Annotated in this window: 17 protein-coding genes, 1 tRNA gene and 1 pseudogene; 7 read left to right on the top strand and 12 right to left on the bottom strand. The window is 69.3% G+C overall.

Going from position 1 to position 20819, the window contains the following annotated elements; all coding sequences use genetic code 11:
• Positions 1–178 precede the first annotated feature (178 nt).
• The 3 genes from AB0I66_RS10500 to AB0I66_RS10490 form a co-directional block, all read right to left on the bottom strand.
• The gene (locus AB0I66_RS10500; protein ID WP_363207361.1) at positions 179–2269 is read right to left on the bottom strand and encodes an MDR family MFS transporter; all 2091 of its coding nucleotides are present in this window, start codon (positions 2267–2269) and stop codon (positions 179–181) included.
• Positions 2270–2365: 96 nt separating this feature from the next.
• Positions 2366–3145 carry a precorrin-6A synthase (deacetylating) gene (gene cobF, locus AB0I66_RS10495; protein ID WP_363207360.1) on the bottom strand — a complete coding sequence of 260 codons (780 nt, stop codon included), beginning with the start codon at positions 3143–3145 and terminating at the stop codon, positions 2366–2368.
• Positions 3146–3345: 200 nt separating this feature from the next.
• Positions 3346–3861, bottom strand: a complete 516-nt coding sequence (locus AB0I66_RS10490; protein ID WP_363207359.1) for a DUF309 domain-containing protein — start codon at positions 3859–3861, stop codon at positions 3346–3348.
• A 108-nt stretch (positions 3862–3969) separates the two neighbouring features.
• Between AB0I66_RS10490 and AB0I66_RS10485 the strand changes: the two genes are divergently transcribed.
• Positions 3970–4043 (top strand) — tRNA-Pro (locus AB0I66_RS10485).
• 81 nt (positions 4044–4124) lie between these two features.
• Here AB0I66_RS10485 and AB0I66_RS10480 read toward each other — a convergent pair.
• The 4 genes from AB0I66_RS10480 to AB0I66_RS10465 all read right to left on the bottom strand — a co-directional run bounded on the left by AB0I66_RS10480 (position 4125) and on the right by AB0I66_RS10465 (position 8368).
• A complete protein-coding gene (locus AB0I66_RS10480) occupies positions 4125–4670 on the bottom strand; it encodes a hypothetical protein (RefSeq protein WP_363207358.1) in 546 nt (181 codons plus the stop codon).
• Positions 4671–6093: 1423 nt separating this feature from the next.
• Positions 6094–7326, bottom strand: a complete 1233-nt coding sequence (locus AB0I66_RS10475) for a glutaminase (RefSeq protein WP_363207357.1) — start codon at positions 7324–7326, stop codon at positions 6094–6096.
• Positions 7327–7385: 59 nt separating this feature from the next.
• Positions 7386–7691 carry a GNAT family N-acetyltransferase gene (locus AB0I66_RS10470; RefSeq protein ID WP_363207356.1) on the bottom strand — a complete coding sequence of 102 codons (306 nt, stop codon included), beginning with the start codon at positions 7689–7691 and terminating at the stop codon, positions 7386–7388.
• Between the two features lie 209 nt (positions 7692–7900).
• Positions 7901–8368, bottom strand: coding sequence for a MarR family winged helix-turn-helix transcriptional regulator (locus tag AB0I66_RS10465; protein WP_363207355.1), 468 nt, complete (start codon positions 8366–8368; stop codon positions 7901–7903).
• A gap of 295 nt (positions 8369–8663) precedes the next feature.
• Between AB0I66_RS10465 and AB0I66_RS10460 the strand changes: the two genes are divergently transcribed.
• The 5 genes and pseudogenes from AB0I66_RS10460 (at position 8664) to AB0I66_RS10440 (ending at position 11349) form a co-directional block, all read left to right on the top strand.
• The gene (locus AB0I66_RS10460; protein WP_363207354.1) at positions 8664–9320 is read left to right on the top strand and encodes a hydrolase; all 657 of its coding nucleotides are present in this window, start codon (positions 8664–8666) and stop codon (positions 9318–9320) included.
• A gap of 54 nt (positions 9321–9374) precedes the next feature.
• Positions 9375–9683 (top strand): GNAT family N-acetyltransferase, encoded by a 309-nt coding sequence (locus AB0I66_RS10455; protein WP_363207353.1) that lies wholly within the window; start codon positions 9375–9377, stop codon positions 9681–9683.
• Positions 9684–9750: 67 nt separating this feature from the next.
• Positions 9751–9981: pseudogene (locus AB0I66_RS10450) on the top strand ((4Fe-4S)-binding protein); the annotation flags it as partial.
• A gap of 25 nt (positions 9982–10006) precedes the next feature.
• On the top strand, positions 10007–10846 hold the full coding sequence (locus AB0I66_RS10445; RefSeq protein ID WP_363207352.1) for an alpha/beta hydrolase: 840 nt from the start codon (positions 10007–10009) through the stop codon (positions 10844–10846).
• Between the two features lie 83 nt (positions 10847–10929).
• Positions 10930–11349, top strand: coding sequence for an FKBP-type peptidyl-prolyl cis-trans isomerase (locus AB0I66_RS10440; RefSeq protein ID WP_363207351.1), 420 nt, complete (start codon positions 10930–10932; stop codon positions 11347–11349).
• A 50-nt stretch (positions 11350–11399) separates the two neighbouring features.
• Here the strand turns inward: AB0I66_RS10440 and AB0I66_RS10435 are convergent, their stop codons facing one another.
• Complete coding sequence (locus tag AB0I66_RS10435; protein ID WP_363207350.1) at positions 11400–12680, bottom strand: YeeE/YedE family protein; 1281 nt, start codon at positions 12678–12680, stop codon at positions 11400–11402.
• A 650-nt stretch (positions 12681–13330) separates the two neighbouring features.
• Between AB0I66_RS10435 and AB0I66_RS10430 the strand changes: the two genes are divergently transcribed.
• Positions 13331–14683 (top strand): CARDB domain-containing protein, encoded by a 1353-nt coding sequence (locus tag AB0I66_RS10430; protein ID WP_363207349.1) that lies wholly within the window; start codon positions 13331–13333, stop codon positions 14681–14683.
• A gap of 2 nt (positions 14684–14685) precedes the next feature.
• Here AB0I66_RS10430 and AB0I66_RS10425 read toward each other — a convergent pair whose 3' ends face one another.
• The 4 genes from AB0I66_RS10425 to AB0I66_RS10410 form a co-directional block, all read right to left on the bottom strand.
• Positions 14686–15444 carry a GAF and ANTAR domain-containing protein gene (locus AB0I66_RS10425; protein ID WP_363207348.1) on the bottom strand — a complete coding sequence of 253 codons (759 nt, stop codon included), beginning with the start codon at positions 15442–15444 and terminating at the stop codon, positions 14686–14688.
• Between the two features lie 228 nt (positions 15445–15672).
• On the bottom strand, positions 15673–16389 hold the full coding sequence (locus AB0I66_RS10420; protein WP_363207347.1) for an alpha/beta fold hydrolase: 717 nt from the start codon (positions 16387–16389) through the stop codon (positions 15673–15675).
• Between the two features lie 144 nt (positions 16390–16533).
• Positions 16534–18513 carry a hypothetical protein gene (locus AB0I66_RS10415; protein WP_363207346.1) on the bottom strand — a complete coding sequence of 660 codons (1980 nt, stop codon included), beginning with the start codon at positions 18511–18513 and terminating at the stop codon, positions 16534–16536.
• A gap of 111 nt (positions 18514–18624) precedes the next feature.
• Positions 18625–20343 carry a sulfite oxidase gene (locus tag AB0I66_RS10410; protein ID WP_363207345.1) on the bottom strand — a complete coding sequence of 573 codons (1719 nt, stop codon included), beginning with the start codon at positions 20341–20343 and terminating at the stop codon, positions 18625–18627.
• Positions 20344–20819 lie beyond the last annotated feature (476 nt).

Raw genomic sequence — 20819 nt, 5'->3', positions numbered from 1 at the left:
TCTGACGGATCTCCATGGCGTCGCGACGCCCGGCACGCACCCTCGCCGCACGGCGCAAAGGGGCGGGTGGCTCCGCCGCATGACCCTTCACACCGCACTCCCTCAGCCTCAGGCCGGGGGACCTCAGCGCACGCACCGAACGCCGCTCCGTCTCCCACGGGAATCCGTCAGAAGGGCCCTAGACGCTGCCTGACGGGACCGCGAGGTGTCGCCGCCCCTCGGGGGCCAGGCCGTGCTCCAGGTCCTCGACGAGCAGCCGCTTCGCGATCGCGTCGACCGCCTTGACGAGGTCCTGGTCGGCGGGACGGCCGCTGTCCCGCTCCACCTGCTCGCCCAGCCACCCGGCCCACGCCTTGCCGATCACGTCGGCCTCGCGTGCTCCCGCGGGCGTGTGCGAGAAGAGCAGGCCGGAGCGGGTGAGGAAGCCTTCCTCGACCATGCGGTCGAACACCGGCACAAGGACTTCGGCCGGCAGCTGACGCCGGGCGGCGATCAGGCTCAGACTGGCGTGCCCGACCATCCGGTCGAAGAGCGACACCTGCATCACGGCCCACGCCCCGGCGATGTCGAGGCGGGTGTCGGACCCGCGGATGACACGACGAGCGGTGTCCATGCCGGTGTTGCGGATGATGTTGCCCACCGCCAGTTCGAGCACCCGGTCCGGGCTGCCGCCCGAGGTCGGCGACGCGAAGCCCTCGCCCATGTCCGATGAACTCATCCGCGCGCTGTCCCGCAGCTGCACCTGCTTGAGGAAGAGGGCCACCAGGAACCCGAGCAGCGCCACGGGCACCGTCCACAGGAACACGGTGTGCAGCGTGTCGGCGTACGCCTTGATGATGGGTGCCGCCGCCTCCGGGGGCAGGCCGTGCAGCCCTGCCGGACTCTGCGCGGCCTTGGCCACCACGGCGGGGTCGGCGGACCCGGCCTTCGCCGCCGCCGCGATCCCGTCCTCCAGATTCGGCTTCAGCGTATTGGCGTAGATCGTCCCGAACACGGCGGTGCCGAAGGAGCTGCCGAGCGTACGGAAGAAGGTGACCCCGGAGGTCGCCGTACCCAGATCCGAGTAGACGACCGTGTTCTGCACGGCGATGGTCAGGACCTGCATGCAGAGCCCGATGCCGGAGCCCAGGACGAACATGTAGAGGGATTCGAGCCAGGTGCTCGTCTCGTTGTCCATCAGGGAGAGCAGATAGAGCCCTAGCGCCATGACCAGCGCACCCACGATGGGAAAGATCCGGTACTTCCCGGTCTTGCTCACCACGTTGCCGCTGAAGATGGACGCGATGAGCAGCCCGATCACCATGGGCAGCGTCCGCACACCCGAGATGGTGGCCGAGTCCCCGTCGACGTACTGCAGATAGGTCGGCAGGAAGGTCATCGCGCCCAGCATCGCGAAGCCGACGATGAAGCTGAGGATCGAGCAGACGGTGAAGACGGGATTGGCGAAGAGCCGCATCGGCAGCATCGGTTCGGCGGCCCGCGTCTCGACGACGCAGAACAGCGCGAGCGAGATCGCACCGCCGACGAACAGCGCGATGATGGTGCCCGACCCCCACGCGTACTGGTTGCCGCCCCAACTCGTCGCCAGGATCAGCGCGCTGGCGCCGATCGCGACGAACGCGATGCCGAGATAGTCGATGACGGGCCGCACCGCCGACTTCACGACGGGGATAGTGCGGGCCGCGGCGATCACCACGACGATCGCGATGGGCACGTTGACGTAGAAGGCCCAGCGCCAGGTCAGATGGTCGGTGAAGAGCCCGCCGAGCAGCGGCCCGATGACGGTGGACACCCCGAAGACGGCACCGATCGCACCCTGGTACTTGCCGCGCTCACGGAGCGGGATGACGTCGGCGATCAACGCCATCGACGTCACCATGAGACCGCCCGCGCCGATGCCCTGCAGGGCGCGCCAGGCGATGAGCAGCGTCATGTTGGTCGACAGACCACACAGGAACGAGCCGGTGATGAAGACGATCGCCGAGACCTGAAAGACGATCTTCCGCCCGAAGAGATCGCCGAACTTTCCGACGAGCACGGTGGCGACGGTCTCGGCGAGCAGGTACGACGTCACGACCCACGACATGTGCTCGGCGCCGCCCAGATCCGCCACGATCGTGGGCAGTGCGGTGCCCACGATGGTCTGGTCGAGCGCGGCGAGCAGCATCCCCAGCATGATCGTCACGAAGACGATGTTGCGGCGGCGCTTGTCGAGGACGGGCGGCCCCTGCGCGGGGGCCTCGGCGGCGGGCTCGGCGGTGGTCGTCACACCGTCACCCTCACACCGGGCACGGGCGTGTGCATGCGGGGCCGGTCCGGTCCGGTGACGCCGGGGTCCGGTGACGCCGGGCTCGCGCGGATTGCCTCAGTCCAGGTTGCGGCGCAGCAGATAGGTGTCCATGATCCACCCCTTGCGCTCGCGAGCCTCGGCCCGGAGGGCCTCGATGCGCGGAGCGGCCTCATCGAGAGGCCCGGAGACGAGGATCTCGTCGGGGGTCCCGATGTAGGCACCCCAGTAGATGAACATGTCGCCGCCGTCCTCACCCTGATACCGACGGAAGGCCTGATGAGCGTCGAGCATGACCACGACATCATCGACACCGTCGGGGAATCCGTGGTCCGCGAGGCGGCGCCCGGTGGTGATCTGCACGGGGCGCGCGATGCGGTTCAGGCCTGTGCGGTGCTTGGCGGCGAGCGAGGAGACGCTGCTGATGCCGGGCACGACGTCGTACGAGAAGGTCACCGCACCCCGGTCGAGCACTTCCTCCAGAATCCCGAGCGTGCTGTCGTACAGCGCGGGGTCGCCCCACACCAGGAACGCGCCGCACTCGTCCGCACCCAGCTCATCGGCGATCAGCCGCGCGTAGATGTCCGCCCGGCGGCTGCGCCAGTCCCCGACGGCGGGGGAGTAGTCCGCGCCCCCCGCCTTCCGGTCGCGCTCGGGGTCCCGCGCCTCGACCACGCGGTAACCGCCGTCGGCGCGATGCGCGTCAAGGAGGTCACGCCGCAGCTGGACCAGGTCGTCCTTCTCCCCACCCTTGTCGAGGATGAAGAACACGTCGGCGCTCTGCAGAGCCTTGACGGCCTGCAGGGTCAACTGGTCGGGATCGCCGGCGCCGATACCGATGACAAGAATCTTTCGCACGCCGAGAGTCTGCCGTACGGGGGGTGGGGTGGGTTGGTCGGGGCTGAGCCGGGGGCTGGGTTCCGGGGAACTGCGGCAGGGGGGAGCGGGGCCTGTGGCGCGGCTCGCGGTGCTACTCGCCGCCAGCTCCAGCCTTCCGAACTCCGAACTCCTCTCCTGACTCCTGCCTCCCCCTGAGCCCTCACCCCTGACTCCGGGTGTCACTTGCCGTCGGCTCCGCGCAGTCGGGGTGCATGCTCGGCGGCGTCCACCGTCGACCCGTCTGCCTCCAGAAGCCCCGCCAACTGCCGGGCCCACGACACGAGTCCGTCCACGTCGATCCCGTACGGCCGCTGGCCCCGCCGCCCCGCGTCGATCGCGCCCGCTCCCCTGAGCAGCAGCCGGGCCCCGCCCGTGAGGTTGCCGCGGGCCGAGTGGGTCAGCCCAACGGCCAGCTGGGCGAGCCCTTTCCACAGGTCACGCTCGTCATCGGGCCCCGACTTCCAGGCGTCCTCGAAGACCTCGTGCGCGTGGAAGGGCCGCCCCGCGTCGAGCAGTGCCTGCGCCTGAGTGACCGTCTCCTCGGGTGTGCGCGTGATGCCTTCGGGCTGCCGCTCGACGCCTTCCGTGCCGTATGGCAAGGGCCGCCCGAGACCGTCACGCGGCCGCGCGTTGCGGGCCCGCCCTTCGGTGTCACGGTCACGGCCACGGTCATCGGGTCGGGGTGCGGTGCTCATACGGCGATTGTCCCTCGCCAGGGGTCCGGCAGGGGGCGAGGACCACCCCCGAACGTGGGGTAAAGTTCTGTCTGCGCGATCACGCAGAACACAGCGGGACACGCGCATCGGGACGTGGCGCAGCTTGGTAGCGCACTTGACTGGGGGTCAAGGGGTCGCAGGTTCAAATCCTGTCGTCCCGACGGAAACGTCGCAGGTAGGGGCCATCTTCGGATGGCCCCTACTTCGTGTTCGGGTGCGTTTCTTGGGACACGCGGTCAGTGTCAGTCGACGTAACCGGGCGACCCGCCCAGGTTCCAGGTCTTGTCGCCGTCACCGTCGTTGTTGATGTTGTAGATGATCTTTCCGTCGGCGGTCCATGTACCTCCGCCGCTGTTCGTCGAGTCCGTGTTCAGGTCGCATTCGCCCGAGATGATGGTGGGTATGTCGCTGGGCTTAAAGGAATCCTCCTTGATCCAGTTGATGCCGCTTCGGAACTCGCAGCTCTCGGCCCTCATGAGGTCGTTGCTGCGCTCCAGCCTGAGGCTCAGCAGGAACTTGTCCATCTGGCCGATGATGTAGTTGCCCCCGCCGCTCCAGCTTCCCATCGCGTACGCGTGGTACTTGCCGGTGCTGCTGTTCAGCGACACGCACAGCTTGATCTTGAAGGTGACATTGGGGTTGGGAGTGTCGAACGTCTTGCTCTGGTAGTTCGCGTTGCACTTGTCCGGAACGGCCGCAGTCGCCGTGGCCACCCCGAACGTCGTGGCGCAGGCCAACGCGACCCCGCCGGTCAGCGCCGTGGCGCCCGCCCTCTTCAGCCAAGTCATGGGTCCTCCTGGTTGTGTGGTTCGCCTCGCGTCGCTGTGAACCTGAGCATCGCTGACGCGAGCAATGGACAACCAGAGCTTTCGGCCCTGCTTGAAACGAGCAGGCCACAGGGGCGGAAGCGAATGCTCCGGAGCCAAGTCACCACCGGTGGGCGGAACGCGCTGTCAGCCGGGGGGACCGTCCGGGCGAGCCAGGTGACGTTGGAGCCCGATGTGCTGGAACTGGTATGTGGCCCCGACCTGTCGCAGGACGCCCCGGTGATGGGCGTCCCTGAGAAACGCCATCAGACGCCAGGGGACCCGGCGCGACACAGCCAGATAGCACCGGGTGAGGAGGAAAGCTCCCCAAGCCGTGACGGCGAGGCTGGCCACCAGCCCGCTGATGAGCCCCTTCACTACCCCCGACCCCGCCCCGACGTGTGCGTTGATCCCCGGCCCGATTCTCGAGCCCCACCTTCTTGCCGCCCTCCACGGCACCGGTCATTCCGCCGACAAGTCCGCCGAAACCCCCGGAGAACAGCAGGATGGTGCAGAAGGTACGGCGATCCCGAGCGAGCAGCATGGCCGGGCCGACCGTCTTCGTCAGGTCTGGGCGAGCCACCCCTATCCCAAACGGGATCGCCGCCGAGAGTGCAGCCGCCGCTCCGAACATGATGCTGCCCGCAACACCCACTTTGGGAGCGAAGCCAAGAGTCACGGCCATACCGAAGACGGCTCCGATCGTGGCTGCGGGCCACAGGACGACGAGGCGTCGGGTGGGGAGGCATCGGGAGAAGACATCTGTGATGTCCGGGCCGCTACCGCCCAGTCCATCGGCGTTTGCGGGCCAGAAGGCCGGATCGGACGTCGGCCCGCCCGGGCCACACTCGGGCCGGCTCGGGCCGGGCTGCAGAGCAGCGGCCAGTCCTCAAAGAGGTCCGGGTCGCCGGTTTGCCAGGCGATGGGCAGCGGATAGGGATCGTGGAGTCTACGCAGGCGCGCCTCGTTCTCCCATGCCCGCTGCACTGTCACAGACAGATCCCCGGCGACGGCGTCCAGGTCTAACGCGCCGGCGGCCTCAGCGCGGGCGTAGCGGAACGCGGCCCACGCCAGATAGGTCGGCCCCAGTGAGGTCATCAACGCGGCAGCGATCGCAGCGGTTCCCAAACTGAAGCGGGTCGCCAACAGCAGCGCTCCCACTGCTCCGATCGACGTGAACAACAGATAGCGCCACCCGACCAATGCCGGCTCGACAGGCGCCCCCAGTTCTTCATGACAACCATCGTGCGCCTGCCCAAGCCACCGAGCACAGTCGCACATGAGGCGGCCAAAGGGCCGCGCCGGGCCCGTTGCACGGTGAGGCATAAGCGGCGCCACACTTCGCCCCCTCAGCGCGCCCCTGTGCCCCTGTGCCCCTGTGCCCCTGTGAGCGGGAGCCCGGGAGTCAGAGAACGTCCGGGTAACTGCCGTCCCCCAGATCAGGGTTCGGCAGCACGCCCGCCGGGTCGTGTACGGCGACCCTGTGTCCGTCCAGCCGCATTCGGCGCAGGCCCTCGAGTGACATGCGACGGCCGAGGTCCGAGAAGGAGTGCACCTTGGTGACGTCCAGGACCACGTCGGCCGTGCCGTCCGAGTCGGCCATCAGGTCCAGGAGCTCCGAAGCGGCGGTGAGCTGGACGTTGCCCCGCAGGGTGAAGGTGACCGTGCCCTCTGACTCGCTCACGTCGACGGCATCGAGTCGGCCCCGGTCGGAGGAGAACAGGTGCATTCCCATGTCCCTGGAGAGCCGTTCGAAGATGAGGCGTCCTCTCTGGCTGTTGCCGTGGGAGTCCAGGCGCGGGGAGAAAGTTCCGATGCCCACGAGGTCGGGCAGGACGCCGACGATGCCCCCTGAGACGCCGCTCTTGGCGGGGATGCCCACCCGGGTGAGCCAGTCGCCGGCCGCGTCGTACATGCCGGCCGCGGCCATCACGGCCATGACGTGCTGAGCGACGGCGGGGTCCATCACCCGTTCGCCGGTGACGGGCTGGATGCCTCCGGTGGCGAGCGTCGCGGCCATCACCGAGAGGTCCCGGACGCTGACCAGGATCGAGCACTGGCGCGTATATCCCTCGACGACGGAGGGCACGTCCCCGTCGAGGATGCCGTAGGTGCGCAGCATGTGACCGATGGCGAGGTTGCGGTGCGCGGAGACGAGCTCTGAGGCGCACACACGCTCGTCGACCTGCAGATCCCGGCCTGCGAGGCGGGAGAAGAACGTCACGGCACGGTCGACGCGATCGTCCTGGCTCGCCTCCGCGCCGACCAGGAGCGAGTGCGTGGTGATGGCTCCGGCGTTGATCATGGGATTCATGGGCCGGTGGGTGCCGCCTTCGAGGGAGAGCTCGTTGAAGGCCTCGCCGGACGGTTCGACCCCGACGGCATCCAGGACGCGGTCGAGGCCGCGGTCGATGATGGCGGCCGCGTAGGCGAACGGCTTCGAGATCGACTGGATGGAGAACTCGGTGTCGGCGTCACCGGCGGCGTACGTGCGACCGAGCGTCGTGGTCAGCGCCATGCCGAAACGCTCCGGATCGGCTTCGGCGAGCTCGGGGATGTAGTCAGCGTTGGCGCCGCTGGTGTCGTCACGCAGGCTGTCGAGCACTTCGTCGAGGTAGTCGGGCACGGGAGTCTTCACAAGGCAGATCCTTCTGTCGCAAGCGGAAGAAGCGAGGTCAACCTCCGGCGTGGCCCGCCTCAGAGCCCGAACCGCGCCCGTTTCCCCTGAGGCACCAGGTCGGCGTAGTCAGGGTGCTTGCCGATCCAGCCACGGATGAAGGGGCAGAAGGGAAGTACCCCGAGTCCTTGCTCCCTCGCCGCGCCGAGGGCCGCTCGGGCGAGTACACCGCCGAGGCCCCTGCCTTCGAACCGCGGATCGATCTCCGTGTGAATGAAGGCGATCTCGTCCTGGTACCGGTGGTACTCGGCGAAGCCGGCGAGCTCGTCGCCGTCGAAGACCTCGAAACGCGATCGGTCGGGGTTGTTCGCCACGCGGGATTCCATCGCTGCTCCTCGGGATGGTCACTGCGCCGTCGCTCAGCCTCCTCCGTACGAGGAGGAGGCTGCCGCGGCAAGACAACCATCAGGGTAGTTGATGGGTCAACTGGATTGGGAAGAAGTGATCGCGAGGCGTCTGATATGCCCACCGAGTGGCGGAAATGAATGCGGTCGGCGGCCGGAACAGGGGGTACGCCTCGCCGCATTCGGATCGGTCAGTCAGGCTGCTTCTTCATGTGTTCGAGGACGCGGTCCGAGATCCGGGCGAGCGTGTCGAGCTCTTCCTGGGTGAGCGCATCGATGAACAGTCTGCGGACGTGCGCGACGTGTACGGGCGCGGCGTCTTCGATCGCCTTGTAGCCGGCCGGGGTGGCGACGATGAATGCTCCGCGTCCGTCGTCGGGGCACTCTTCCCTGCCCACAAGGCCGCGCTTCATCATGCGCCTCACCTGGTGGGACATGCGGCTCTTCTCCCACTCCACCTGCTTGGCCAGGTCCAGGAACCGCATTCGCCCGCCGCCCCGTTCGGTGAGGCTCACCAGCACGATGTAGTCGGCGGCGGACATGTGGGAGTCGGCCTGAACTCGGCGGGAGAGCCGTCCGATGAGCGTCTCCTGCATGCGGATGAAGCTGTCCCAGGCGGCCTTCTGTTCCGAGGTCAGCCAGCGAGGCGTTGCGTTCATCGATGGAGTGTAACGAAGACGTTGACAGCTCATCTATCTCGTTGACGTGGCTGATTCCGTCGATTCCGTGCGATGCATGGCATGTCCGGGGTGCTGCGCACGTCGGCCAACTCCCCACCCTCGACCCTCTCGTGGGCGCGAACGCACACGGGCCGATCACCCTCGACATCTGGTTGACGCGTCAACCGGGCGACCCTAATGTAGGTGACACGTCATCTAGTCGGGTTGAGAGGGCTTGGGCCGTCGGCCCCGTTTCACCCCGCAGGCACACAGCGCCCGGAGAGGGATCGATCCCATGAGCACTGAAGCGAAATCCGGATTGCAGGCACTGCTGACGCCCGAGGAGAGCGTCGTCGTGCTGATCGACCATCAGCCGTTCCAGTTCGCCAACTTGAACAGCCACGAGCCCACGATGATCGTGAACAACGTCGTCGGCCTCGCCAAGGCCGCCAAGGTGTTCGACGTGCCGACCATCCTGACGACCGTCCTGGAGGAGCGCGGCGGCTACCTCATCAAGGGGCTGCAGGACGTGTTCCCGGAGCAGAAGCCGATCGACAGGACCTTCATCAACACCTGGGAGGACGAGCGCGTCGTCGATGCCGTCAAGGCGACCGGCCGCAAGAAGCTGATCATCGCCGGTCTGTGGACGGAGATGTGTGTCGCGATGCCGGCGATACAGGCGGCGGGCGAGGGCTTCGAGGTCTTCGCCGTCACCGACGCCTCGGGCGGCGCGTCGAAGGAAGCCCACGACATGGCCGTACGGCGCATGGTCCAGGCCGGTGTGGTGCCGATCACCTGGATGGCCGTGCTGGGCGAGTGGCAGCGCGACTGGGCCCGTGAGAAGACCGTCCCGGGTGTCGCCGAGGTCCAGTCGCAGCACGGCGGTGCCAGCGGTGTGGCCTTCGCATGGGAGATGCAGCTTCTGGCCACGGCCAGGGGGAGCGGCGCCTGACCTCGCTGCCGGCCCGGTGCCACGCCGTTCCGTATCGGTAGAAAAGGAGGACACATGCCAGTGGAAGTGAATGACGTTCCCGAAGCCAGGCGGTACGAGGCCCGCGTCGACGGAGAGTCCAAGGTCGCGGGCGTCGCGGAATACATCCGTACGCCGGAACTCGTCGCGTTCGTACACACCGAGGTCTTGCCGGAGTACGAAGGCAGGGGAGTCGGGTCGGCGTTGGCCCGCGCGGCCCTCGACGAGGCGCGCGCAGCGAACCTGCGGGTGCTCGCGACGTGCCCGTTCTTCGCGGGGTGGATCGCCCGGCACCCCGACTACGAGGACTTGCTGTACCAGTCCCGCAGCAAGGTCAGCGACTGAGTTGCCGGACACAGAAGCAACGGAAGCAACGGAAGTAGCGGAAGCAACGGAAGCGACGGAGGCCGGTATGAGCGGCGGAACCGGGAAGAAGGCGTACGAGGGCCGGTTGATCACCGTGACCTTCGAGGCCAGGCGCTGCTTGCACGCCGCCGAATGCGTCAACGGGCTGCCGGAGGTCTTCGACACAACCGAGCGCCCGTGGATCCGGCCCGACGGAGCCGAGGCCGAGCGCCTGGTCGAGGTGGTGCGGCGCTGTCCCTCGGGTGCGCTGCAGTACGAACTCGTGGACGGTGGGTCGTAGACCCGGAAAGGAACGAGTAAAAATGGGATACATCACCGTAGGCAGTGAGAACAGCACGCCGGTCGAGCTCTACTACGAGGATCAGGGCGCGGGTCAGCCCGTCGTCCTCATTCACGGATATCCGCTGAACGGCCACAGCTGGGAGCGTCAGACGCGAAGTCTTCTGGCCGCCGGATACCGCGTCATCACCTACGACCGACGGGGCTTCGGCGCGTCGTCAAAGGTGAACTCCGGCTATGACTACGACACCTTCGCCGCAGACCTGAACACCGTACTGGAGACGCTCGACCTGCACGACGTCGTCCTGGCGGGCTTCTCGATGGGCACGGGCGAGGTCGCCCGTTACGTCGCGCGATTCGGACATGAAAGGGTCGCCAAGCTCGCGTTCCTGGCCTCCCTTGAGCCCTTTCTGGTCGCCCGGGACGACAACCCCGAGGGCGTGCCCCAGAAGGTCTTCGACGGAATCGAGGCAGCGGCGAAAGACGATCGGTTCGCCTGGTACACGCAATTCTTCTCGGACTTCTACAACCTCGACGAGAACCTCGGCAGTCGCATCAGCCAAGAGGCCGTCACCGCGAGCTGGAACGTGGCGACGTCAAGTGCCCCCGTGGCGTCCTACGCAGTCGTCTCCGCTTGGATCGAAGACTTCCGCACCGACGTCGAAGCGGTCCGCGCCAGCGGCAAGCCAGCTCTGATCCTGCACGGCACAGCCGACAAGATCCTGCCCATCGACGCCACGGCCCGCCGCTTCCGACGAGCCTTGCCGGAGGCGCAGTACGTGGAGATCGAGGACGCCCCACACGGTCTGCTCTGGACGCACGCAGACGAGGTGAATGCAGCCTTGCGCTCGTTCCTCGGCTAGATCCACGACCCTCGCGTTGCCGGTAGCCTGATCGGCTGCCGCATGGAATGTCCATGTGTCCGGTGGTGAGTGATGGGGCCGTGATGAGTGAGCTGGCGAAGCCTGTGGTTGAGGTTCCGGGAGGGGATGCGCCCGTCGAGTTGGCCGTTCGGGACCTTGTGTTGGGGGACGGGGCCGAGGCGCTGCCGGGGAGGGTTGTCCAGGTTCACTACGTCGGGGTCACGTTCGCGTCCGGCAAGGAGTTCGACTCCTCCTGGGAGGAGGACCGGCCGTTCAAGTTCGCGGTGGGCGGTGGCAGGGCCATCAAGGGATGGGACAGGGGAGTGCGGGGAATGAAGGTCGGCGGTCGGCGCGAGATCATTGTTCCCCCGCGCCTTGGCTACGGCCGACAGTCACCCTCTCCGTTGATCCCGGCGAACTCGACGCTGATCTTCGTCGTGGACCTGCTCACCGTGGTGGGCGGACCTGCTGGAGGCAGGTCCGGCCCTACCGGTTCGGCCTGAATCTGAGAGCAGATGGCCACCGTTTACCGGCGGCGACTTGAGCCGGCAGGTCAGCAGACGCTGTCCGTCGGCTTCGGGTTGCCCAGGCCGAACAGGGGGCGCAGGCGCAGGCCGGCCCAGGTGCCGAGGATGGCTACGGCTGCCCAGATCCAGCCGTGCAGGGAACCCGAGGCGATGCCGGCCAGGTAGGCGCCGATGTTGCAGCCGCCGGCGAGGCGGGCGCCGACGCCCATCAGGATGCCGCCGATGACGGCGGCGAGTGCCGTGCGGGCAGGGATGTTGCGGTGCAGCTGCCATACGCCGCCGGCCGCCGCCGCGACGGCCGCGCCGACCATGATGCCGATGTCGGTGAGGCTGTTCTTGTCGGCGAGGACCGGCCCGGACAGCTGGGCCGCGTTGTTGGGCTGCTGCCAGAACGTCCAGGTCTCCGGCGCCCCGCCGAGTGCCTCCACGGCCTTCGAGCCCCACAGGGCGAACGCGCTGGTGACGCCCCAGGCACCACCCGAGACGAGCAGAACCCCGGCGCCGAGCACCGCCAGCGCGATCGCTCCCGCGGCCAGCGGCCAGGAGCCCCTGACCGCACGGCGGAGGGCGCCGCGTGCCGAGGGCGGGGTGCCGACCGGCGGGGGGTTGCGGCGGGCCTGCACGGTGCGGGCGATGAACCAGATCGCGGCGAGCGCCGCGATCGTCAGCGCCCAGGAGCCGAACCAGCCGACGTGGTCGGAGAGCACGTACGGGTCGAGCGCCGGCAGATCGTTCCAGAGGCCGAACTGCCAGGCGGCGAGGGTGGAGCCGGTGATGAAGCCGAAGAGGGTGAGCACGATGGTGCCCTGGCCGGAACCGACGGCGAAGAGGGTTCCGGAGGCGCAGGCGCCGCCGAGCTGCATGCCGATGGCGAAGAGGAAGGCGCCGATGAGCAGCGCCGCCCCGATCGGCCCGGCGCTGGGTGCGGGCACTGAACCGAACAGGCCGCTGCCTGTGCCGATGATCAGGGCGAAGAGCGTCGCGGTGGTGCCGAGCAGCAAGGTGTGGGCACGCAGCCCGGTCCCGTTGCCGACGGCCACCAGCTGCCGCCAGGCGGAAGTAAAGCCGAACCGGGAGTGGAACAGGGCGACGCCGAGTCCGATGCCGAGCAGCAGCAGGGTGCCGGGCTTGGCCCCGTGCTCCGCGAAGACGTAGCCGGCGAGCGCGACGCCGATGGCGCCCGCTATCGCCAGGGGCACCCGCCGGACCGGCGGCAAGGCCTCGGCCCGAGGGGCGGGGGCGGAGGTGGGGGAAGGGGGGAGCACGGCGATCCGGGGCGGCGCCCCGGCATCGGGAGCGGTGGTCAAGGGGGTCTCCGGGAGCGGGAGGGGATGCGGACGGACAGGCGGTGGTCGCTCGAGCGCGGCGCCGAGAACTGAGAACCGAGAACCGAGAGCCGAGAGTCAAATGTCAGCGGCTACGGAGCGCTGAGCGGGGGCATCAGCTGCTCTACGGGGTGCGCTGAGCTGGGCTTCAGCTGCTACAGAGCGCGTCGTCGACGCTCCACGGCGTGGCCGCGAAGAGCGCGAGGGCGAGCTGACGAGCGGGTCCGAACATGCGCACCACCATAGGCATCCTGCGGAGATCCCGAAACGCCGTCTCACATAGAGAGCACGTGAATGAGACGGCGAGGTGAGGGAGGGGGTGGGGCAGGGGGTGCGGGAGTGGGCGTGGGAGAGGGCCGGGTCGAGGCCACCGGAGCTCGTACGCGCTCCCGCGCGTCGCGGCCAATCCGTTCAGGCTTCCGAATCTGCTAGGTCGAGGTGGGCTGTTTTGGCGCGCTGATGGAGTGTCGTGGTGGATATGACCATTTCAGCCTTTATATGTAGTTCCGAAATCATTCTGGCCCGGCGGTGCGGCGAAGGCGCCGAGGAAGCCGTCCGGCGACAGAACCACCCAGCGAGAGGCACCTGTGAGGCTTGCGAACCTGACCCGCGCAACGACTGTTTCCGCCGCGGTGGTGTTCTCCGCAATCGCCTCCACCGGGTACGCCGTTCCCACCACCACGGACGGCGACCGCGCCCGCGCCGGCGCCGCAACCCCGGCGTCCCTGCGGGCAGCGGCCAACCTGCAGATCACGAAGTCGGTGTCCCCCGAGCCCCTGGTGATCGGCGGGTCCGCCGTCTACACCCTCACCGTGACGAACAACGGCGACGAGGACGCCACGGGTGTCACGGTGACCGACCAACTTGGGCAAGGGCTCAGCGTCGGGGAGCTGCCCGACTCCTGCGTCGCGCAGGGACTGCAGATCACCTGCGGCGGTACGGGCATCACCGTCCCGGCAGGCGGTACACGCGAGTTCCAGGTTCCGGTCACCGTGGATCCCTCCCTCTCGGACGGCACCAACATCACCAACCAAGCCGCCGTACAGCAGGAAGGCTCATCGCAGCCCGCGGACTCCACCACCCTGATCTCGCAGTCCACCACGCTCACGGACGTGGAGATCACGAAGACGGCCACTCCGGAAGTGGAGGCCGACGGCACGTACACGTTCACCGTGACAGTGACCAATCACGGTCCCTCCGACGCCGTCGACGTCACCGTCCAGGACCCCACCAACGGTCAACTCTCCTCCATCGAGGAGCGCCCCGAAGAGTGCCCGGACACGGGCCTCACCCTCAGCTGCCCCCTGAACACCCTCAGCCCGGGCGAGACGCGCACCTTCACCGTCACCATGCGCGCCAACCCCGACGCCGCGGGCCAGACCATCCCCAACTGCGCCGAGGTCTACACCGGCTCGCGCGAGACCAACACCGAGAACAACCGCTCCTGCGCCTCGACCGACGTCATCCCGCCCGTCACCCCCTCGCCTTCGCCCACGACGGATGAGCCGACGCCTTCCCCTACGACGGATGAGCCGACGCCGTCACCTACGACGGATGAGCCGACCCCGTCACCTACGACGGACGAGCCGACCCCTTCGCCCACGACGGACGAGCCGACCCCGTCACCTACGACGGATGAGCCGACGCCTTCGCCCACGACGGACGAGCCGACTCCGTCACCCACAACGGACGAGCCCACGCCCACCCCCACGACACCGGAACCGACTTCCACATCCACGACACCGGAGCCCACCCCCACCCCCACACCCACCACGCAAGAACCCACCCCCAGCCCGTCCAGCAGCGGTGGTTCCGAATCCCCCGCACCGACCTCCTCGCCCACCTCGTCCACCTCGCCCACCTCACCCCCCGACGAACTGGCCGAGAGCGGGCAGGGATCAACCCTTCAGCTCGTCATGGGAGTCGCCGCGGTCGTTCTGGTCGGGCTCGGTGTCCTGGTCAGGCGCGCCATCCGGCGTCGCTAGGTTCAGCGTTCGGGACGGAGCAGCGTGTCCGCGGCGCCGCCGTTCAGGACCTGGCGGGCCACGTCGGAGAGTTTGAGCCGCCGGTTGCGGGCGTAGGTGCGCATGCGGACGAAGGCCTGGTCCGCGCTGCATCCGCGGGAGCTAGCCAGGAATCCCTTGGCCTGCTCGATGAGGACGCGGGACTCCAGGGCGTCCTGGAGCTGCGCGATCTGCGTCCGCTGCTCGTGCAGCGTCTGCTGACGGGTGACGCAGGCGGTGGCGGTGTCCGCCAGGGCCTGGGCCAGGCGCAGCCGGGTGTCGTCCAATGGCGTCGGCCGGTCGTGCAGGAGGCTCAGGGCGCCGACCACCGTGTCCTGGGAGCGCAGCGGGACCGTCGCGACCGAGGTGAAGCCGAGCAGTAGGGCGCGCGGTGTGAACCGGGGCCACCGTGTGCAGGCGGGCTCGGTTTCCAGCCGGAACTCGCGGACGTGTGCCCGGGAGCGACGGCAGTCCAGGAGCGGGCCCTCGTCCCATTCGAGGCCGAACAGTTCCAGGGAGCGGGTGTACTCGTCGGAGGCCGCCACTTGCACGGCATGTCCGCGCGGACCGCGTGGACCGTCCAGCATCACCCCGGCCGCCGACACCTCCAGCAGATCCACACAGTGGTCGGTCAGTGCGCGCAGGGCATCGGGCACGCTCACTTCGCGTACCAAGGGAGCAGCGAGATCCACGAACGCGGACGCCAGCCGTTCCTCGCGCTGTCTCTCGGACATGGCGGTCATGCCGCCGCTCCCTTCCGTGGGCACACCGTCCGGGCCCCCGGCGGTCGTACGCCGGCGGTTCGCTGCCCGCGGGGTCGGTGTGAGGCCGCGGGGACGGTGTGAGGAGATGCCTGCCACGCTACCGCCAAAGGTCGTCCCATGGCAGACGCGCGCGCGTCGCCCCCGCACGCCAACTCACGGCGCCTTCAGTGGCCTTGAGGAGAATTCAGGTGTGCTTCGTGCAGCTCTTCAGGGCGTGTCGTACGACGACCCATCCCGCTCCCCGCCGCGCGTGCCGTGCAGCTGGTCGGCGATCGCGGCAGGCAGTTCGGCGAGGCCCAGGAACCCGGCCACGGTTTCCGCCGTCAGGGCGTGCCAGACGCGGGCGCGTCTGAGCATGGCGTGGTCACCGCCGCGCAGCAGCACGGCGGCCGCCTCGGCGCCCGCGGCACCGGCGCGCGACGCGAAGTCCAGGGAGGACCGGGGATCGGTCGTACGGTCCTGGTCGCCGTGCAGCAGCGCCACGCGACGGTCACGCAGGTGCGCGACCGGCTCTCCGGCGGGGCACCAGGGGGCCAGGCCGACCACCCCTCTTACCAGCGGATTTCCGGCGGCGCGCAGTGCGGCGCGGGCCCCCATCGAATGGCCCACCAGGACGGTCGGCACGTCACCGGTGAGCTGCTCCAGCTCACGCAGGGCCTGCCGGGCGTCCCGCGCGGGGTCCTCGCGCTCTCCGTTCCAGCCCCGGACGCGATAGCGCACCCGACCCATCAGCACCGCGCCCCCCGACGTGGACCGACGGATCGCGCCTTCGAAGAGACGCAGCCGTACGCCTGGCAGATTCCACGGCGGGGGCACGTCGGTCCCGTGTTCCCGGCCGCCGTGCAGCAGAAGCACGGCGGCACGCGGCTTCTCGACCGGTCTGCTCAGCACCAGTGTTGGGCGCTCGCCGTCGTTGAAGGACACAGGTACGGGACTCCTTGGGCTCGGGTCGGCTCGACTCGGTTCGACTCGGCTGTCGGTGACCGGCCGCACCAACGTAATGGACGTGACCTTCGTGGTCTTGGCCCCGTCCCGTCAGTCCCGCCCCCCGTCTAGCGCACGCCCCGCTCACCTCTGGCGCACGCCCCGCTCGCCGACCTCCTCCAGCCTCTCACCGTCGCTCAACCGCGCCCGCACTGTCGCGTCAGGGTTCTTGGGAGCCTTGACGGCCAGCGTGCGTCCTCGCTTCTTCGTTTCCACGTCACCGTTCACGTCGATCCCTTCGACTTCTCGGCTGCCCGCCGCCAGGAGGTAGTGGCGCCCGGACGGCGCCGTCCAGGGGGTGGCGGCCACGATGTGCTGGCCGAACCGGCTGCATGCCGCGGTCGACCGTGCCTGTCCGACGACCTTCGCCGGTGCGGTGGGGGACGCCGTCGACGTGCGGAACTGTACGAGGACGTCGCCGGGACCGCGCCAGGTGGAGGAACGGGTACAGGACCACACCGCCCGGCCTCCCCGCTCGGGCAGGTCCTGCTCGGCGAACTCCCATTGGTTGACGGCCCGTACGCCGCTCTCCCGCATCCCGGGGAGTTGGCACGCGGTGTGCGCCCAGCTCCGCAGTGCCGCGCTGCCGGTCGCCTCGCGGGGCTGGCGGGGCGGGGCGCCGGTGCCGGGCAGCGGGGTGTAGCTGAGATGCACGGGGGTGAGGCCGCCCAGGTCGGCCACGAGGAAGGCGTGCTTCTCCACGATCCGGCTGGAGGAGCGCAGTTGCAGCACCGGCAGGCTGTCGCAGGCTCCCTTGCCCGGTGGCTCGGGGACGGCGTCGGTGAGACCCTCGTCCGACACGTCGAGCGGACGCCCGGGGGATTCGGGGGTCAGCAGGTCGCGCGTCTGCGCCTCGGCGATCCAAGGTGCCGTCAGATAGCGGACCTTGTCCGCCTCGCGGCTGACGACGAGCGCTGCCGCCGTGGTCACGTCGGCCTCGTCGGAACGGGAGATGTCCAGGGTCGCGTCGCCCGGCGAGGCGAGCGGTTCGCCGTAGCGGACCACGCGCCGGCCGTCGTGGAACAGCACGACCGCCTCCCGGCCGACGACATCCGCGTACAGCAACTGGGTGTTCCTGGGCGGGGGTTCGGCGCTGGTGGCCTTCGCGACGTCGACCCGGGTGCCGGACGGCGGGTCGGTCCAGGCGCCGAGCGCGCGGGTGATCAGCGCGTCGTCGTCGGTGCGCGCGCCGCGGGCCGGCCACGCGGTGAAGTCCACCCGCGAGGTGTCGGCCCAGGCGTTGCCGGAGGTACGGAGCAACTCCTCGGGGCCGTAGGCGAGGGGGACATCGGCGGCTCGGGAAGGTTTTCCCGCGGGTGTGCCGCCGATGGTCGCCAGCAGCACCGCACAACACAGGGCGACGACCCCCGCGGTGAGCCAGGCCAGTTGGTACCGGCGTCTGCGGCGCAGCAGATCGGTCGGGCGGGTCTGCACGGAACAGGCGTCGAACTCCCGTGAGCGAAGCAGTGCTTCCGTCGCAGGGCCCGCGGCCGCCGCCACGTCACAAGCGGAGCGCACCGCCTCTTCGGGCCGGGGCACCTGGGCGGTGGTGAGCAACTCGACGGCCTCGGAGCGGGGCAGCCCGTCCAGCTGCAGCAGCACGAACGCCGCGCGGGCGGCCGCGGGAACCTCGGCGAGCGCCTGCCCCAGAGCGACCTCCTCGGTGGAGCCCGCGCGCGGGAACAGCCGCAGCCCCCAGACCACCGGGAGCATGGGGCGCAGCGCTCGGGGCGGCGGAAGGAAGCCGGGCCAGCCGCGCGGACGGTGGTCGTGCGCGAGCGCCGAGCGCAGGACGCGCGCCCGTGTGCTCGCCACCACGGGGTCGGGCGTGATCCTGCGCTGCTCGGGCACGCGGGGAGCGGCTCGGCCGACGCGGAATCCCGGCAGCGCGCGCTGTACCAGAGCGTGGGCGACGAGGACCCGCCGGTGCCTGCCGAGGGAGTGGGGGAGGGTGAGATAGGCGAGGCGTACGAGCCGGGTGTACTGGTCGACGATGACGGCCTCGGCCTGGTCAAGGGCCACCCGCCCGGACCCCTTCGACGAGGGCCGTTGCGATGTGCTCATTGATCAAAAAGCCTTCCAAAGGCTGACGACGTTGCGTCCTGACCACGTTCAAACGAGTGAATCGTGGGATGGTCACAGTCATCGGGTCGTCGCAGCCCGGGCCGGTCGCCGTCAGTCGACGTTGACCACCACCGAATGCCGGCCGCTCGCCCCGTCGGGAATCGTGCGGGTCCGCTTCTCTGTCTGGACCTCGCCCGTGCGGTCGGTCGCCCGCACCGTGAGCGTGTGGCCCCCCGCGGTCGCCTTCCAGGGGAAGGACCACTGCCGCCAGGTGTCACGGGTGTCCTCCGCGGCCAGATCAGCCTGCTGCCACGGGCCGTCGTCGACGCGCACCTCGACCTTGTCGATGCCTCGGTGCTGGGCCCAAGCCACCCCCGCGACCACGACCGTTCCGGCCTTCGGCCGGGCGAAGGGTTTGGGGGTGTCGATCCGGGACTGCGTCTTGATCGGCGCCTTGCGGGCCCAGTCGCGCTTCACCCAGTAGGGGTCGTAGTCGTCGAACGTGGTCAGCTCGATGTCCTTGATCCATTTACAGGCGGACACATAGCCGTAGAGACCGGGGACCAGCATGCGTACCGGGAATCCGTGCACGAACGGCAGCGGCTCGCCGTTCATGCCGAGCGCGAGCATCGCGTCGCGGCCGTCCATCACGTCGTCGACGGGGGTGCCGATGGTCATGCCGTCCACGGACCGGGCGACCAGTTGGTCCGCGGGGCCGCCCTTCGACGGGGGCTCGACGCCGCACTCCGCCAACAGGTCGGACAGGCGTACGCCGATCCAGCGGGCGTTGCCCACGTACGGGCCGCCGACCTCGTTCGACACACAGGTCAGGGTGATGTCGCGCTCGATCAGTTCCCGGCGCAGCAGGTCCTGGAAGGTGAGGGTCGTCGGCCGGCCGACGCCCTTGCCGTGGATGCGCAGGCGCCAGGCGTCGGCGTTCACCTTGGGGACCACGAGCGCGGTGTCCACCCGGTAGAAGTCCTTGCCGGACGTCACGAACGGACTGATGCCGGGCACCCGGAGCCGCGCGCCCTTGGGCACCGGTCGCGCGGCCGACGCCGGGGCGGGCAGCTTGACCCGGTTCCGCGAGGCGACGGCGTCCTGGCCGCCCGAGGCGTTCAGCGAGCGTCCCAGTACGCCGGCTCCGGCCGACGCGGCGGCAGCGGCGCCGGCCGCGATGATGAACCCTCGGCGGTCCCACTCCGGCCGATCGACGCCGTCCGGCACGGAAGTCGGCGTATCCCGCACTGAGGTCGGCTCATCCGGTGCGGACGGAGGCTCATCCGGCCCGGACGGCGGCTCGTCCGGCCCGGACGGCGGCTCGTCCGGCACCGACGTCCGCTCGAAGTTCCTGCCTACGGGGCGAAGGGTGAGGCGGCCCGCGAGCCAGTACAGCAGCGCGGCACCGACGACGGCCCCCGCCACCGAGGGCAGCGCGTCGGTGAAGCCGGTGGAGTCGGGACGGCCGGTGGCCGCCGCCGCGCCGATCACCCCGAAGAGCAGCACTCCCGCCGCGCCGAGAAGGCGGTGGCGCAGGGAGACAAGCCCCAGCACCAGCGCCAGCAGGGCGAGCACCGCGAGGATGCCCGCTTGCAGGACGAGTTTGTCGTCCGTGCCGAACTGCTGGATGGCCCAGTCCTTGACGGGCGCGGGGGTGCGGTCGATCGCCGCGCCGCCGACCGCCACCACCGGGCCGGCCTCGGGCCGCACCGCCGCGGACACCAGTTCCGCGACCGCGAGCGCGGCGAAGCCCGCAAGCAGCCCGCTCAAGGCACCGGCCGGGACACGCCACCGGTCCTTCGGTCGTCGCAAGTCTTCTCGCTCTGTCATCACATGAGGTATCCGGCACCGAGGGCCGCATGGATTGCTCGACGCCCCCATCGGTGTAGGGAGAAAGGTCCGCTTGGCCCAACGAACGCCCACTGAGCGCCCCGGGCGGGAGAGGAGGAGGTGGCGGCGGCAGTGTCCGGGCGGAGGAGGCTCACGCCTCGACATTCCGCCGGGATCTCCGACATCCGCCGCCACCTCTGTGCGTCCGGGTCCCTCACAAACCCGTGCGGACACAAGGGATTCGACGGCGGGAGCGCAACGGATTGGTGCGCGTCGCGAACTTCGCCGCGGTACCTGGAACGCCGCGAAGGCAAGAGCGCCCCCTCACGCGCCCCCCATCACGCCCTGAATTGCGCCCCCAGATGTTCATGGAACGCACTTGCCGTGCAGGTCAGAACGCGCTTTCCGGAAGAAGGCGCGGCGACACGGGTCGAGATCGCTTGGCTGAATCAGCGCGGTTCGGAGGTCCTTCGATT

Source organism: Streptomyces sp. NPDC050439, assembly GCF_040655335.1.
GTDB lineage: Bacteria > Actinomycetota > Actinomycetes > Streptomycetales > Streptomycetaceae > Streptomyces.
Note: the sequence above shows the minus strand (reverse complement) of the source record. Positions and strands in the feature narration are given on the sequence as shown.

Coding starts and splice junctions, on each gene's coding strand:
- AB0I66_RS10490 (WP_363207359.1), bottom strand. CDS start 3,861: ATGAGCACCGCACCCCGACCCGATGACCGTGGCCGTGACCGTGACACC.
- AB0I66_RS10480 (WP_363207358.1), bottom strand. CDS start 4,670: ATGACTTGGCTGAAGAGGGCGGGCGCCACGGCGCTGACCGGCGGGGTC.
- AB0I66_RS10470 (WP_363207356.1), bottom strand. CDS start 7,691: ATGGAATCCCGCGTGGCGAACAACCCCGACCGATCGCGTTTCGAGGTC.
- AB0I66_RS10465 (WP_363207355.1), bottom strand. CDS start 8,368: ATGAACGCAACGCCTCGCTGGCTGACCTCGGAACAGAAGGCCGCCTGG.
- AB0I66_RS10460 (WP_363207354.1), top strand. CDS start 8,664: ATGAGCACTGAAGCGAAATCCGGATTGCAGGCACTGCTGACGCCCGAG.
- AB0I66_RS10455 (WP_363207353.1), top strand. CDS start 9,375: ATGCCAGTGGAAGTGAATGACGTTCCCGAAGCCAGGCGGTACGAGGCC.
- AB0I66_RS10445 (WP_363207352.1), top strand. CDS start 10,007: ATGGGATACATCACCGTAGGCAGTGAGAACAGCACGCCGGTCGAGCTC.
- AB0I66_RS10440 (WP_363207351.1), top strand. CDS start 10,930: ATGAGTGAGCTGGCGAAGCCTGTGGTTGAGGTTCCGGGAGGGGATGCG.
- AB0I66_RS10425 (WP_363207348.1), bottom strand. CDS start 15,444: ATGACCGCCATGTCCGAGAGACAGCGCGAGGAACGGCTGGCGTCCGCG.
- AB0I66_RS10415 (WP_363207346.1), bottom strand. CDS start 18,513: ATGAGCACATCGCAACGGCCCTCGTCGAAGGGGTCCGGGCGGGTGGCC.
- AB0I66_RS10410 (WP_363207345.1), bottom strand. CDS start 20,343: ATGACAGAGCGAGAAGACTTGCGACGACCGAAGGACCGGTGGCGTGTC.